At 69.4% G+C, this 13,251-nt stretch carries 14 protein-coding genes; 7 read left to right on the forward strand and 7 right to left on the reverse strand.

Going from position 1 to position 13,251, the window contains the following annotated elements; translation table 11 throughout:
- Positions 1–26: 26 nt before the first annotated feature.
- The 3 genes from FHS13_RS01180 to FHS13_RS01190 all read right to left on the reverse strand — a co-directional run bounded on the left by FHS13_RS01180 (position 27) and on the right by FHS13_RS01190 (position 1,458).
- Positions 27–722 (reverse strand): redox-sensing transcriptional repressor Rex, encoded by a 696-nt coding sequence (locus tag FHS13_RS01180; RefSeq protein WP_184285986.1) that lies wholly within the window; start codon positions 720–722, stop codon positions 27–29.
- A gap of 172 nt (positions 723–894) precedes the next feature.
- Complete coding sequence (locus FHS13_RS01185; protein ID WP_184285988.1) at positions 895–1,167, reverse strand: glutaredoxin family protein; 273 nt, start codon at positions 1,165–1,167, stop codon at positions 895–897.
- Between the two features lie 33 nt (positions 1,168–1,200).
- Positions 1,201–1,458, reverse strand: a complete 258-nt coding sequence (locus FHS13_RS01190; protein WP_184285991.1) for a MoaD/ThiS family protein — start codon at positions 1,456–1,458, stop codon at positions 1,201–1,203.
- Between the two features lie 107 nt (positions 1,459–1,565).
- Between FHS13_RS01190 and FHS13_RS01195 the strand changes: the two genes are divergently transcribed.
- The 7 genes from FHS13_RS01195 to FHS13_RS01225 all read left to right on the forward strand — a co-directional run bounded on the left by FHS13_RS01195 (position 1,566) and on the right by FHS13_RS01225 (position 8,873).
- Positions 1,566–2,318, forward strand: coding sequence for a winged helix-turn-helix transcriptional regulator (locus FHS13_RS01195; RefSeq protein ID WP_184285994.1), 753 nt, complete (start codon positions 1,566–1,568; stop codon positions 2,316–2,318).
- Between the two features lie 236 nt (positions 2,319–2,554).
- On the forward strand, positions 2,555–3,676 hold the full coding sequence (locus FHS13_RS01200) for a PT domain-containing protein (protein WP_184285997.1): 1,122 nt from the start codon (positions 2,555–2,557) through the stop codon (positions 3,674–3,676).
- A 69-nt stretch (positions 3,677–3,745) separates the two neighbouring features.
- Positions 3,746–4,714: a mycothiol synthase gene (gene mshD / locus FHS13_RS01205; RefSeq protein ID WP_184286000.1), complete on the forward strand. Its 969-nt coding sequence runs from the start codon at positions 3,746–3,748 to the stop codon at positions 4,712–4,714.
- Between the two features lie 280 nt (positions 4,715–4,994).
- The gene (pstC, locus tag FHS13_RS01210; protein WP_184286003.1) at positions 4,995–5,960 is read left to right on the forward strand and encodes a phosphate ABC transporter permease subunit PstC; all 966 of its coding nucleotides are present in this window, start codon (positions 4,995–4,997) and stop codon (positions 5,958–5,960) included.
- On the forward strand, positions 5,957–7,018 hold the full coding sequence (gene pstA / locus FHS13_RS01215) for a phosphate ABC transporter permease PstA (RefSeq protein WP_184286007.1): 1,062 nt from the start codon (positions 5,957–5,959) through the stop codon (positions 7,016–7,018). The genes pstC and pstA overlap by 4 nt, the downstream gene beginning before the upstream one ends.
- A 50-nt stretch (positions 7,019–7,068) precedes the next feature.
- On the forward strand, positions 7,069–7,848 hold the full coding sequence (gene pstB, locus FHS13_RS01220) for a phosphate ABC transporter ATP-binding protein PstB (RefSeq protein ID WP_184286010.1): 780 nt from the start codon (positions 7,069–7,071) through the stop codon (positions 7,846–7,848).
- A gap of 65 nt (positions 7,849–7,913) precedes the next feature.
- A complete protein-coding gene (locus FHS13_RS01225; protein ID WP_184286013.1) occupies positions 7,914–8,873 on the forward strand; it encodes a nucleoside hydrolase in 960 nt (319 codons plus the stop codon).
- Between the two features lie 218 nt (positions 8,874–9,091).
- Here the strand turns inward: FHS13_RS01225 and FHS13_RS01230 are convergent, their stop codons facing one another.
- From FHS13_RS01230 to FHS13_RS01245, 4 genes are all read right to left on the reverse strand, one after another.
- Positions 9,092–9,376 carry a hypothetical protein gene (locus FHS13_RS01230; protein ID WP_184286017.1) on the reverse strand — a complete coding sequence of 95 codons (285 nt, stop codon included), beginning with the start codon at positions 9,374–9,376 and terminating at the stop codon, positions 9,092–9,094.
- The gene (locus FHS13_RS01235; RefSeq protein WP_246404274.1) at positions 9,376–9,606 is read right to left on the reverse strand and encodes a transposase family protein; all 231 of its coding nucleotides are present in this window, start codon (positions 9,604–9,606) and stop codon (positions 9,376–9,378) included. The genes FHS13_RS01230 and FHS13_RS01235 overlap by 1 nt, the downstream gene beginning before the upstream one ends.
- A 101-nt stretch (positions 9,607–9,707) precedes the next feature.
- Positions 9,708–10,199, reverse strand: coding sequence for a hypothetical protein (locus FHS13_RS01240; protein ID WP_184286022.1), 492 nt, complete (start codon positions 10,197–10,199; stop codon positions 9,708–9,710).
- Positions 10,200–10,938: 739 nt separating this feature from the next.
- Positions 10,939–13,212 carry a catalase gene (locus FHS13_RS01245; RefSeq protein ID WP_343064858.1) on the reverse strand — a complete coding sequence of 758 codons (2,274 nt, stop codon included), beginning with the start codon at positions 13,210–13,212 and terminating at the stop codon, positions 10,939–10,941.
- Positions 13,213–13,251: the final 39 nt, after the last annotated feature.

Genomic DNA, 13,251 nt, shown 5'->3' on the forward strand with positions numbered 1-13,251 from the left:
TGCTCCTGCTTCCGCCCCTGCTCGTCTCATGTCAGTTCCAGTCCCGGCGCCGCCGCGACCTGTCCGTCCCCGGCGGCCCTGCGCTGCGCGTGGAAGGCGAGGATCTGGAGTTCGATGGACAAGTCGACCTTACGCACATCGACCCCGTCCGGCACATTGAGCACGACGGGGGCGAAGTTCAAGATGCTTCCGACCCCTGCTTCGACGAATCGGGTCGCGACCGCCTGCGCGGCCTCTGCGGGAGTGGTGATGACCCCGATGGAGACACCTCTGGAACCGACAACCTCTTCCAGACTGTCAATATGCCCTACCTCCAGGGATGCGACCCGCTGTCCGACCATCGCCGGGTCGGCGTCGAGCAGGGCCTCGATCCGGAAGCCGCGGGTCCCGAAACCCCCGTAGTTGGCCAGAGCGCGCCCCAGGTTGCCGATACCGACGATGGCCACGGCCCAGTCCTGGGTGAGACCAAGTTCACGCGAGATCTGGTGGACGAGGTGCTCCACCTCATAGCCCACACCGCGTGTCCCGTAGGAGCCCAGATGGGACAGATCCTTGCGGAGCTTGGCCGAGTTCACCCCCGCCGCCTCGGCCAGGGCCTCGGACGAGACCGTGGGGGTTCCCCGTTCCTGGAGCGCCTGCAGGGCGCGCAGGTAGACGGGGAGCCGGGCGACGGTGGCCTCCGGGATCCCTCTTTCCCGGGGCCTGGGCGTTCGACTGGTCACAGGCGGGTGCTCCTGGGCATCGCGGGGCGGAACGGGGGCTGCCCCGGGACGGCGGCGCGGCCCGCCGAGGAGCCGTGGCCGCCGGCGCCCCGGGGAAAGCCGGACACCTTAGATTACGGGCTTGTGAAAGGGTGCACAAAGTGGGGGGCCGTGTGATGCCGGGCTCACGGATTCACAGGCGGGCACCGAGCGCCTCGCGCAGGCGCCCCTCGTCCACCCTCCAGAAGTCGTGCCTGCGGCCGTCGACGAAGGTGACCGGGATCTTGTCCCAGTACTCCTCCCGTTCGGCCTCCCCGACCTCGCCGAGCATCACCTCGGCACGGCTCGCCCCGAGGTCGTCGGCGACCCGCGTGACGACGCCCCAGGCGTCCTCACAGAGGTGGCATCCCTCTTTTCCCAGCACGACGACCCTGGCCCGTCCGGCCCATTCGGGGTTCTCGGTCATGTCTCCTCCGGATTCCACGGACCTTGCGGTTTCTCATCCGCCGGCGAAGGGGGGCAGGACCTCGATCACGGTTCCCTCGGTGACCGGGATTCCGCCGTGTTCCCGGTGGCCCACGGGGTTGCCGTCCAGCAGGAAGGAGGACATCCCCAGCACCCGGTGGAAACGGTCGCCGGGGTGGAGGCGGCGCGCCGTGTCGAGCGCGTCGGCCAAGGTCGCGGCATCGACGCTCTCCTCGGCGGTTCCCGCGGCCTCCTTGGCCGCGGCCCAGTACCTGATAGTGCACTTCACCATCTGCTGATTATCCTTGGTATTGCTCGGAGGCGACAAGAAAACAATTGTTCACGGGGGCAACGGGGCCTTCGCTCGGCCGCATCAGTGCGGAGGACGAGAAGAGACGTATGAGCCATCTGCTGCTACTCACGAACTCGAACGAACCGTCCGACCACGTACTACCCGCCCTCGGACTCCTCCTGCACTCGGTGCGGGTCGCACCCGCCGAGGCCGGGGCACTGCTCACCCCCGGCGCGGGCGGAAGGGCCGGAACGCCGGCCGACGCCATTCTCGTCGACGCCCGCACCGACCTCGCCTCGGCACGCAACTTCTGCCGCCTCCTGGACACCACCGGGCTGGACTGCCCCCTGCTCGCGGTCCTCACCGAGGGCGGTGTCGCCGCTCTGACACCCGACTGGCAGATCGACGACTTCGTCCTGGCCACCGCGGGCCCGGCCGAGCTGGAGGCCCGGCTGCGGCTGGCCGTGGGATCCGCCGGCGCCGGGTCGGACGACCCCGACGAGATCCGCCGCGGCGACCTCGTCATCGACGAGGCCACCTACACGGCACGGGTGCGCGGCCGCATCCTCGACCTCACCTTCAAGGAGTTCGAGCTCCTCAAGTTCCTGGCCCAGCACCCGGGGCGGGTCTTCACCCGGGCCCAGCTGCTCCAGGAGGTGTGGGGCTACGACTACTTCGGCGGCACGCGCACCATCGACGTCCACGTACGGCGCCTGCGCGCCAAGCTGGGAACGGAGTACGAGTCCCTCATCGGGACCGTGCGCAACGTGGGCTACCGCTTCGTGCCCGACACGTCGAACAGGAACCAGGCGCTCCCCGCCGAGGAGGCCGGCCGCACCCCGGAGACGAGCGGCACCTGACGGGCCCGGGACGCCCCGCCCGGTACCCGCGGGTACCGGGCGGTCCGGGCGCCGGGGTATCCGGAGGGTCGCGGCACGTGTCACGAGCGTGAGAAAACCCCGGTTCCGGTCTCGTTTTCGGCGGCGGAAGGGCCTAAGATCTGGAAGGCACTCCGGCTCGGGAACAGCAGGCGCGGCGTACTCACCGAAGCCGGGTGCGATCCCAGAGTTGTGCCCCCCGGAGGAGACCCGCCCCGATGTCCACAGACGCCGCGGACACCCCGCCCGCTCCCGGCCGGCGCCTCGGAACGCTGCTGGGTGCGGCCTTCGTCGGGTCCACCCTGATCGCCGTGATCTCCCCGGCCCACGCCGCTCCCGCCGCCGAGGGGCCGGTGGACCTCTCCTTCACGCGGTCCCACGACACGATCGCCCCCGGCGAGGCCCTGCCCGCCAACGGCCTGACCGTCACCAACCACGGCGACCTCGGCGTCTGCCTGGTCTCGATGGACGTCGACAGCGGCTTCACCGCCGAGGGCTTCACCGCGCGGTGGCTGGCGCCCGGCGAGGCGGCCTCCGGCATCGCGGTCGGCGGTGCCGCCGACGCGTCCGTCGCGGTCACGGCCGCCCTGGCCTACGTGCTCTCGGAGACGGAGGAGGGGTGCGCCGATCCCGGCGACACCGCCACCGCGGCGGCGGTGTGGAACGTGTCGGTCGCCGCCCCCTCCCCCGACCCGACGGAGGAACCGACCGAGGAGCCGACCGAGGAGCCGACGGAAGAGCCCACGGAGGAACCCACCGAGGAGCCCACGGAGGAGCCCACCGAGGAACCGACGGAGGATCCCAGCCCGGAGCCCTCCGATCCCCCCACCAAGGAGCCTTCCCCCAGCCCCTCGTCCCCGGAGGATCCCAGCCCGAGGCCCACCCCCTCCCCCTCCGACCGGCCGGAGCAGACGGAGCGGCCCTCGCCCACCGCCACCGGATCGCCGAGCACCCCCTCGGAGCACAGGGGAGGCGCCTCCGGCGGCCGCAGCCCGTCGGGCACCGGGACCCCGGTGCGCCCGGGCGGCCCCACGGGCGGGGTGAGCGACGTCCCCACCGGTGATTCCCGGATCCCCACCCTCCCCCAGGGCGAGGCCGACCTGCCGCCGCTCACCTCCGGCACGGCCGAGGACCTGGCCGACCTGCCTCTGGTCACCCCCTCCGACGAGGGGGCGGAGGAGACCGAGGTCGCGGCCGGCCACACCGACATGGGGCCGAACATGGCTCCCGCGATCCTGCTCGCCGCCTTCCTGCTCATGCTGCTGCTGGCCGCCCCGATGGCACCCACCCGAAGGATCCGCCTCGGCAGCGGTTACCAGGGCAGGCGCCGCAAGGGCTGACCCGGCGGCACGCCCGAGCGGGGAGTCGGGACAGGGTCCGGGGACCGCCGCGGCATAGGCTGTCGGGCCATGAGCACTCCGAACGTCACCGAGGACCTGGACTCCGACACGGCCGCCCAGGTCCTGGCACTCGCAGAGGACGCACGAAGAGCCGACGGGGTCGCACCGCTGTCGGAGCACACGCTGCTCAGGGTCCGGCACGGCGCGCCCTCCGGCAGCAGCCGCTTCCACACCGCCGTCGAGGACGGCCGCGTGGTCGGCTTCGCCTTCGTCGAGCGCGTCGAGGGCGAACCCGACTCGGGAGAGGTCGTCGTCGGCCCCGACCACCGGCGGCGCGGCCACGGCACCGCCCTGCTGCGCTCCGTCCGGGCGGACGCCGGCCCGGGCGGGGTCCGCGTGTGGGCGCACGGGCGCACCCCGCAGGCGGTCGCGGTGGCGGAGGCCGGCGGCTGGACCGCCGTCCGCGAGCTCCACAAGATGCGGATGCCGCTGCACGACATCCCCGAGGACGTGCCGGGCGGCCCGTGGCGGGCGCCCGAACTGCCCGAGCCGCGGCTGCGCCCCGAGACCTCGGAGCGGGTGCGGCTGCGCCCGTTCACGGTGGGCCAGGACGAGGAGGCGTGGCTGGCCGCGAACGCCCGCGCGTTCGCCGACCACCCCGAGCAGGGCCAGCTCGACCTGGACGACCTGCTCCAGCGTGAGGCCGAGGACTGGTTCGACCCGCAGGGCTTCTTCCTCGCCGTCACCGCGGACGGGAAGGTGGCCGCGTTCCACTGGACCAAGGTGCACGCGGACGGCGCCGGGCTCACCGACGGCGAGCCGGTCGGCGAGGTGTACGTGGTGGGGGTCGATCCGGACTGGCAGGGCACCGGCCTGGGCCGCGCCCTGACCCTCATGGGGCTGCGCCACCTGCGCGACCTCGGCCTGCCCTGGGTCCACCTGTACGTGGACGGGGACAACACGGCCGCGGTGCGGATGTACGAGTCGCTGGGGTTCGGCATGTGGGACACCGATGTGATGTACGCCCCGACCGTCTGAGCGGGTCCGGCTCGTGCGCCTCGTCACATTCATCGGCAGAACTCCTTACCGCCACAGCAGTGCGATGCTCCATTCACCTCCTGTTCATCTTTGTTGGGACATCTGGTCACTTAGTGGCCCTACCTTCGCATTCGGCGCATCGCGACCGCTCCGCGTTCGACGGTCGCGACCATCTCCCTCGGGGTAACCCCCTGATCAGGAGCCGTACCCGTCCGGGTCCGAGGCCCGCCCTCCGGGGCGGGCGGCCGGCACTGCACCCATTCCGAACCGGAGCCAATCCATGACGATGACGGACGCGCCCGAGGCGGGGACACCGCCCCGGGGCAAGCGCCGGATCGGCGACACCGTTTTCGCCGGGCTCGCCCGAGGCTCGGGCATCCTCATCCTGGTGATCCTCGCCGGAGTGGCCGCCTTCCTGGTGATCCAGGCATGGCCGTCGCTGCGCGCCAACACGGCGAACTTCTTCCTCGAGACGGGCTGGGACCCCAACGTCCGGGAGAACCCCTCCTTCGGTGTCGCGGCACTGGCCTTCGGCACGGTGCTCGCCGCGGCCATCGCCCTGCTGCTGGCCACGCCTGTCGCGATCGGGATCTCCCTCTTCATCGTCTTCTACGCGCCCCGCAGGCTCGCCGCCGTGCTCGGCTACCTGGTGGACCTGCTCGCGGCGATCCCCAGTGTCGTCTACGGCCTGTGGGGCATCGGGTTCCTCGCCCCGCAGCTGGTGCCCGTCTACAGCGCGGCGGCCCGCCACCTGGGCTGGATCCCGCTGTTCGCGGGCCCCGCCTCCACCTCCGCGCGCACGATCCTCACCGCGGGCATCGTGCTGGCCGTCATGGTCCTGCCGATCATCACCGCCATGTCCCGCGACGTGTTCCACCAGGTCCCGCAGGGGCACCGGGAGGCCGCCCTGGCCATGGGCGCCACCCGCTGGGAGATGATCCGGCTGGCGGTGCTGCCCTTCGGCCGCTCGGGCATCGTCGGCGGCGCCATGCTCGGCCTGGGCCGGGCCCTGGGCGAGACGATGGCCGTCGCCATGATCCTGTCGCCCTCGCTGGCCATCTCCTGGAACCTGCTCCAGAGCGGCAACCAGACCATCGCCGCGCACATCGCGCTCCAGTACCCCGAGGCCACCGGCTACGGAGTGTCCGCACTGATCGCCGCGGGCCTGGTCCTGTTCGCGATCACCCTGGTCGTCAACATGGGCGCCCGCTACATCGTGGCGCGCGGGAGCAAGGAGTCACGATGAGCACGACCACGCAGCCTCCCGCCACCGAGCGGGAGCTCCGCCGCGGCTCCCTGCACCGGCACTTCCCCGCCGCCCTCCTGGCGGCGTGCGCCGCCGTCGTCGCCGGGATCCTGCTGGCCTTCTCCTCGTTCGGCCTCGTCGTCTGGGGCCTGCTGACCGCGGCCTCCTACGCGATCGTCGTCGTCGCCGTCTCGGCCGGCGTCGAGGGCGGCCGCAAGGCCAAGGACCGGCTGGTCACCACCCTCGTCTACGGCTGCTTCGTCCTGGCGATGCTGCCGCTGGTGTCGGTGCTGTGGACCGTGCTGGGCTACGGCCTGGATCGCTTCGACGGCTACTTCCTGAGCGTGTCGATGAACGGCGTCCTGCCGAGCATGGACGCCGGCGGCGTCTACCACGCGATCGTCGGCACCCTGGCGATCACCGGCATGGCCACGCTCATCTCGGTCCCGATCGGCGTCATGACGGCCGTGTACCTGGTGGAGTACGCCCGGGGCCGCATGAAGAAGACGATCATGTTCTTCGTCGACGTGATGACGGGCATCCCGTCGATCGTCGCCGGCCTGTTCGTCGTGGCGCTGTGGATGATCCTGTTCGGCCCGGGCGTGACCAACGGGGCCGCGGGCGCGATCTCCCTGTCCGTGCTGATGATCCCGGTGGTGGTGCGCTCCAGCGAGGAGATGCTGCGGCTCGTCCCCCAGGACCTGCGCGAGGCCTCCTACGCGCTGGGCGTGCCCAAGTGGCGGACCATCACCAAGGTGGTGCTGCCCACCTCCGCGGCCGGCCTCACCACCGGAATCATGCTCGCCATCGCCCGCGTTATCGGAGAGACGGCTCCTCTGATCCTCACCGCCGGAACCTCCGCGGTGGCGATCAACTGGAACCTGTTCGACGGCCAGATGATGAGCCTCCCCGTCTTCATCTACGCGCAGGTCCGCATGGGCGGCGCCGTGAACTACGAGAGGGCCTGGGCCGCGGCCCTGACGCTCATCATCGTGGTGATGCTGCTCTTCTTCCTGGCCCGCATGATCGGCCGCCTGTTCGCGCCGAAGGCCCGCTGACCACCCGCTCACGCCCGCACCCGGGTCAGACTTCACGAGGAACACATCCAGTGGCGAAACGAATCGACGTCTCCGGTCTCCACGTCTACTACGGCGACTTCCTGGCCGTCGAGGACGTGTCGATGACCATCGAGCCGCGGTCGGTGACGGCGTTCATCGGGTCGTCCGGCTGCGGCAAGTCCACCTTCCTGCGCACCCTCAACCGGATGCACGAGGTCACCCCGGGCGCCCGCGCCGAGGGCAAGGTGCTCCTGGACGACATGGACATCTACAGCCCCGACGTGGACCCGGTCATGGTCCGCAGCGAGGTCGGCATGGTCTTCCAGAAGGCCAACCCGTTCCCGACGATGTCGATCTACGACAACGTCATCGCCGGGGCCCGGCTCAACAACAAGCGCATGAAGAAGTCCGAGGCCGACGACCTGGTCGAGGAGTCCCTGCGCGGCGCCAACCTGTGGGAGGAGGTCAAGGACCGGCTGAACAAGCCCGGTTCGGGCCTCTCCGGCGGCCAGCAGCAGCGCCTGTGCATCGCGCGCGCCACGGCGGTCAAGCCCTCGGTCCTGCTCATGGACGAGCCCTGCTCGGCCCTGGACCCGATCTCGACGCTGGCGGTCGAGGACCTCATCCACAAGATGAAGGAGGACTACACGATCGTCATCGTCACCCACAACATGCAGCAGGCGGCCCGGGTGTCGGACCGCACGGCCTTCTTCAACCTCTCGGCTCCGGGCAAGCCCGGCAAGCTGGTCGAGATGGGCGAGACGAACAAGATCTTCACCCGTCCCGACAAGCAGGAGACCGAGAACTACATCACCGGCCGCTTCGGATAAGCGGACCTGCCGTTTCGTCCGTCCCGGAGGGGGCGGCGGGTCCCCGGGTCGGATAGACAGGGGCCATGCCTCTCATCATCGACACCGACACCGCGCAGGACGACTGCGTCGCCCTGCTCGTCGGCCTCCTCGACCCCGCCGCCGACCTGCGGGCGATCACCATGGTCGCCGGGAACGTGGGCTTCGAGCAGCAGGTCCGCAACGCCTTCCTCACCCTCTCCGCGGCCGGGCGGCTGGGCGAGGTCCCCGTGTACCTGGGCTGCCGCCGCCCGCTCGTGCGCGAGTGGGTGAGCGCGGAGAACGTCCACGGGGACGGCTCGGGCGGGCTGTCCATGGACCAGGAGGGCCTGGTCCCCGAGTCCGAGCACGCCGTGGACGCACTCGTGCGGCTGGCCGCGGAGAACCCAGGCGAGCTCTCGATCGTGGCCATCGGCCCGCTGACCAACATCGCCGCCGCCGTGGTGAAGGACCCCTCCTTCGCCGGCAACGTCAAGTCCCTGTACGTCATGGGCGGGTCCAACAACGGCCGGGGCAACATCACCGCCGCCGCCGAGTTCAACTTCTACGTGGACCCCGAAGCCGCCAAGGCCGTGTTCGCGGCGGGCTTCGACGTCACGGTCGTCCCGTGGGACCCGCTGACGCTACGCCAGGCCGTCTTCGGCCAGGAGCGGCTGTCGGAGATCGAGGGCCTCGGGACGGTGCTGTCGGCGTTCTTCACTCGGGTGTGCGCGGCAACGCTGGAGTTCGACCGCCGGGTGGGCATCGACGGGACCACCCACCCCGACTCGCTGACCGCCGCCGTGCTGCTCCACCCCGAGCTGGTCCGCAAGGCCTCCCGCTACCACGTGGACGTGGAGACCGCCGGAGAGCTCACCCGCGGCTACTCGGCGATGTCGTGGGGCGTCCACGGCCTGGAGCCCAACGCGACGGTGGTCGAGGAGATCGATGCCGAGGGCTTCTACGCCTTCATCCGCGACCTCCTGACCCGGCAGACCACCCCCTCACGGGCGATCAGCGGCCTCTGAGGCGTCCCCCGGGTGCCCGCCCCGGGCACCCGGGAAGCCTCCAACCTTCCGTCCCCAAGACGGTGCACAGGTCGCAGGCGCTGCCCGAACTCCCGTGCGGGCCCACCACAGAACGGCACCGGGGCCACCCGCACCGGGGAAAGCGACACCGTCACACCGCCCCTCACGGCCGCTTGCTCGACAGGCAGCCATGCCCTCACCAAGGCCGGTGGAGGGGATCACTCCGCCAACGCCTTCAGCTTTTCCATTCTCTCGGCGATCTTCCCCGCCGCTTCCCTGACCTGGTCTTCGTTGATACAGGGGTCTTCCGCGCACTCATCGTCAACACAGAAGTCGTGCGCCACATAGAACAAACCATTCTCAGCCTGATACTGCCCCTCGGAGGGAAATTTACCGCTTCCCCCCTTGAACAAGGGAAGACAGACGACGGAGAAATCTTCAGCGGAAATCCTCCCCTCAGAAACAGCAGAAGCAAGAACCAGAAAAGGATCTATTTTATCCATCAAAATACCCCTCTGCTTGCAGAGCGGTGAGCCAGGGTGGATGCTTGCTCGGCGAGCAGGGCCGTGGCCTGGAGCACGTAGCGCCAGGCGGTCGTGGCGCCCACCTCGAAATTGGCCGAGACCTGGGTGAACGTCCCGCCTTTGTACAGGCGGACCAGCACCAGCAGTGCCTGCTGCGCAGGGGCCGGGCGCCGCCATCGGGAACGGGTCCTCCTGCGGTGGACCCGCATGGCACGTGCGGCCAGGGTCTTTTTGCTGTCAGGGGTGTTCCCGGCAGGCTGGCACGAGGCTGTGGCCTGCGCCTTCAGAATGAGAAAGACTCCATGCTGCCCTACCGCCCGTCGCGGTCTCCGGAAAGGAGAAGGAGGCGTAAATTTTCTTTGGCAGTATTCCTAATCCGCTTCGTGGATCCAGCTGTACTCAGAGCACCAAGGATTTCTTTGCGCCTAGCCGATACAGCAACCCGCATCTGCAGCCAGTTGGACCACCCCCGGATGTTCAAGTTCGACTCATCAAATACCGCGCGTTCAACAGAAAGCGCTTCGAGCACCGAGATCTCCCGAGACCGGAGTTCGGCATTCTCGCGAATCTTCCCAGCAGGAAGAACCGCAACAGCATCCCCTCTCCGGGACTCCGGAAGCAACTCCAGCAGGTTTACGACAACAGACGAAGCGACCGCCTTATCTGGCTCTTGCTTGACCAGCTCCAATAATCCTGGCCACTCATTTTCATCCTTGATCGCTTGAGAATAAACAGCCCAACGGCCATGCCCACTCTCAAGATCCTCACAACCATCGCAAACCCTCCTTCCCAGTTCTTCCATGCCTTCCTTGAACGACAACAACACCTATACCCCTCTGGCCACCTGCTCGATGAGCAGCCATACTTCCACCAATAGAAATACACGCTCCTTCAAGTTGTTGTCTATTGATTTTTGCTGACTTCGCGTCAGCTCCGAGTAGTGTCAACTCGTGGAAGCAACACCGTATCCGGACGCAGGCCCCACACCGATCCGGGCAGGACCCTCAAGCTTGGCGACATCACCCGGGGACGGGCTGCAAGGATCCAAGGCGCAGGAATTCCAGCCCCCCGCTCCCCCGATCACTCCTCATTTCCCGTGATCTTGTACCTGCGGTCAACTTCACCCCGTCTCGCCGCCGTCCCACAGCCGGCCAAAGTGACCGCAGGTACAAGATCACGAGAAGGAAAGCCACTGACCACAGTCGTGCACGACCTTTCCAACTGGGGCAGGGGCTCACTTCCGGTCGGAGTGGAGAAGAAACCGGACCGAATCGGTCAGAAAAGGGAGGATAATTCGACCTGACCAAAAACCCGCACCCTCCCCCAGTCGTGCCCCATTCCCGTGATCTTGTACCTGCGGTCAATTTCACCCCGTCTCGCTGTCGTCTCGTAGTCGGTCGAAGTTGACCGTAGGTACAAGATCACGGGAAGAAAAATCACTGGCCGGGGTGGGGTGATCGGAAATCTTCGGCCACGCACGAGGGCCGTGGCAGCCGGGCGGCGGCGGACGCCTTTCGTGTCCGCCGCCGCTCGGTCGGGTGTCAGGCCTGGACCGGGAAGCGGTCCCAGACGCGGTGGCGGCCGAGCAGGTCGACGACCTGTGCCAGGACGGCGTCGCCGTCGCCCACGGCGACGCCGGGGGCGTCGACGGGGATGCCCGCCGCGTCGAGCGCCTGCCGGGCCGCGGGCACGGCGCCCAGCGGCTTGGCGTGGCGGTAGGCCTCGGTGAGCATGAGCACGACGCGCGGGTCGACGGGCGCGTCGACGGCCCCGCTCCAGGCCTTGGCGTCACGGGTCGCGTAGGCGTCCTCCCCCTTGCCGGGGGCGCCCGCCAGGATCAGGGCGTCGACCTCGATGGAGCGCGCGGTGGCGAAGCTGCGCTGCGCGGTGACCGGCTCGCTGCTGTCCGCGCCGAGCTTGCCCCCAGTCGGGGCGATGACGATCGGGACCATGCCGCCCTCGAAGATCTTCCCCTGGAGCGCGCGGACCGTGTCGAGGTCGGAGTTCTCGTCGGCGACGATGCCGACCATCCGCCCCTTGACGGGCCACTCCTTGCCCACCTGCGAGATCGCGGCACTGGGCGTGACGGAGGGGAGTTCCCTCGTGGCCCTGGGCGCGGGCAGGCCGAGTCCGTCCGCCACCTTCTCGCACAGGTACGGGTCGATCTCGGCCAGGGCCCGCAGGGTGCGCTCCTTGATCGCGTCCTCGTAGCACCGGCCGAGCTCGAAGGTGAAGGCGGCGATGGTGTGTTCGCGCTCGACCGGCGACAGGCTGAGCCAGAAGAGCCTGGGCTGGGTGAAGTGGTCGTCGAACGACTCGGGAGCCTGGCGGACCTTCCTGGAGGCCTCGACCGGTGCGGGCACCTCGACGTAGCCCCCCTCCTCGTTCCCCGCGAAGAAGGGGCAGCCCCCGTCCAGGCTGTTGGGCTTGTAGGGGGCGACACCGGTGTGCACGGCCGTCTGGTGCATGCCGTCGCGCAGCATGTCGTTGACGGGCGCGTGCGTGCGGTTGATCGGCAGCTGTCCGAAGTTGGGACCGCCGAGCCGGATCAGCTGGGTGTCGAGGTAGGAGAACAGCCGGCCCGCCAGGAGGGGATCGTCGGTGACGTCGATGCCGGGCACCAGGTGGCCGGGGTGGAAGGCGACCTGCTCGGTCTCGGCGAAGTAGTTGGACGGGTTGGCGTTGAGCGTGAGCAGGCCGATCGGCTGGACCGGGGCCAGCTCCTCGGGGACGATCTTGGTCGGGTCGAGCAGGTCGATGCCCTCGAAGGTCTGCTCGGGGGTGTCGGGGAAGACCTGGATGCCCAGTTCCCACTCGGGGTGGGCGCCGGCCTCGATCGCGTCGGCCAGGTCGCGGCGGTGGAAGTCGGGGTCCACGCCGTTGACGATCTGCGCCTCCTCCCACACCAGGGAGTGCACGCCCGCCTTGGGCTTCCAGTGGAACTTCGCCAGGCTGGTCTCGCCCCGGTCGTTGACCAGCCGCCAGGTGTGGACGCCGAAGCCCTCCATGGTGCGGTAGGAGCGCGGGATGCCCCGGTCCGCCATGAACCAGATCGTGTGGTGCATGGCCTCGGTGTGCAGGGAGACGAAGTCCCAGAAGGTGTCGTGCGCGCTCTGGGCCTGCGGGATCTCCCGGTCCGGGTGCGGCTTGGCGGCATGGATGATGTCGGGGAACTTGATGGCGTCCTGGATGAAGAACACCGGGATGTTGTTCGCGACCAGGTCGTACACGCCCTCGGACGTGTAGAACTTGGTGGCGAAGCCGCGGGTGTCGCGCACGGTGTCGGCGGAGCCCCGCGAGCCGACCACGGTGGAGAACCGCGTGAACACGGGGGTCTCCACGCCCTTGCGCAGGAAGGCCGCCTTGGTGACGGTCTCGGCCGTCCCGTAGGCCTTGAAGACACCGTGGGCCGCGGCGCCGCGCGCGTGCACCACGCGCTCGGGGATGCGCTCGTGGTCGAAGTGCATGATCTTCTCCCGCAGGTGGTGGTCCTGCAGGAGCACCGGCCCGCGGGGGCCGGCCTTGAGGGAGTGGTCGGAGTCGGGGAGCCGCAGCCCCTGGGCGGTGGTCAGGTGGGCACCGCCCTGCGACCGGGCCTCCGCCGATCCGCCCGTGGGGCGGCCGGTGGCCGTGTACGGCTCGGGCTTGCCCTGGTCCGGCTTGGGCGGGAGCGGCTCACGCGGTCGGGTGGGCTCCTCCAACTGCGGTGGCCGGACGGACGGGCGCCCGGGGGCCGCCGCGGCCGGGTCCCCCTCCTCCGTCACCATGTCGACAACCTTGTCGACCGCCGCCTTGAGCGGGTTGGACTCCTCCACGGCTGCTCCTTTCCGGGTTCGCGTGCGCCGGCGGCAGGC

The sequence above is a fragment of the Nocardiopsis algeriensis genome (genome assembly GCF_014203695.1).
GTDB classification, from domain to species: Bacteria; Actinomycetota; Actinomycetes; order Streptosporangiales; family Streptosporangiaceae; genus Nocardiopsis; species Nocardiopsis algeriensis.

Excerpts from the sequence above, each read along its gene's own strand:
- FHS13_RS01185 (WP_184285988.1), bottom strand. The coding sequence starts at position 1,167 with ATGACCGAGAACCCCGAATGGGCCGGACGGGCCAGGGTCGTCGTGCTG.
- FHS13_RS01190 (WP_184285991.1), bottom strand. The coding sequence starts at position 1,458 with ATGGTGAAGTGCACTATCAGGTACTGGGCCGCGGCCAAGGAGGCCGCG.
- FHS13_RS01195 (WP_184285994.1), top strand. The coding sequence starts at position 1,566 with ATGAGCCATCTGCTGCTACTCACGAACTCGAACGAACCGTCCGACCAC.
- FHS13_RS01200 (WP_184285997.1), top strand. The coding sequence starts at position 2,555 with ATGTCCACAGACGCCGCGGACACCCCGCCCGCTCCCGGCCGGCGCCTC.
- mshD (WP_184286000.1), top strand. The coding sequence starts at position 3,746 with ATGAGCACTCCGAACGTCACCGAGGACCTGGACTCCGACACGGCCGCC.
- pstC (WP_184286003.1), top strand. The coding sequence starts at position 4,995 with ATGACGATGACGGACGCGCCCGAGGCGGGGACACCGCCCCGGGGCAAG.
- pstA (WP_184286007.1), top strand. The coding sequence starts at position 5,957 with ATGAGCACGACCACGCAGCCTCCCGCCACCGAGCGGGAGCTCCGCCGC.
- FHS13_RS01225 (WP_184286013.1), top strand. The coding sequence starts at position 7,914 with ATGCCTCTCATCATCGACACCGACACCGCGCAGGACGACTGCGTCGCC.
- FHS13_RS01230 (WP_184286017.1), bottom strand. The coding sequence starts at position 9,376 with ATGGATAAAATAGATCCTTTTCTGGTTCTTGCTTCTGCTGTTTCTGAG.
- FHS13_RS01235 (WP_246404274.1), bottom strand. The coding sequence starts at position 9,606 with ATGCGGGTCCACCGCAGGAGGACCCGTTCCCGATGGCGGCGCCCGGCC.
- FHS13_RS01240 (WP_184286022.1), bottom strand. The coding sequence starts at position 10,199 with ATGGAAGAACTGGGAAGGAGGGTTTGCGATGGTTGTGAGGATCTTGAG.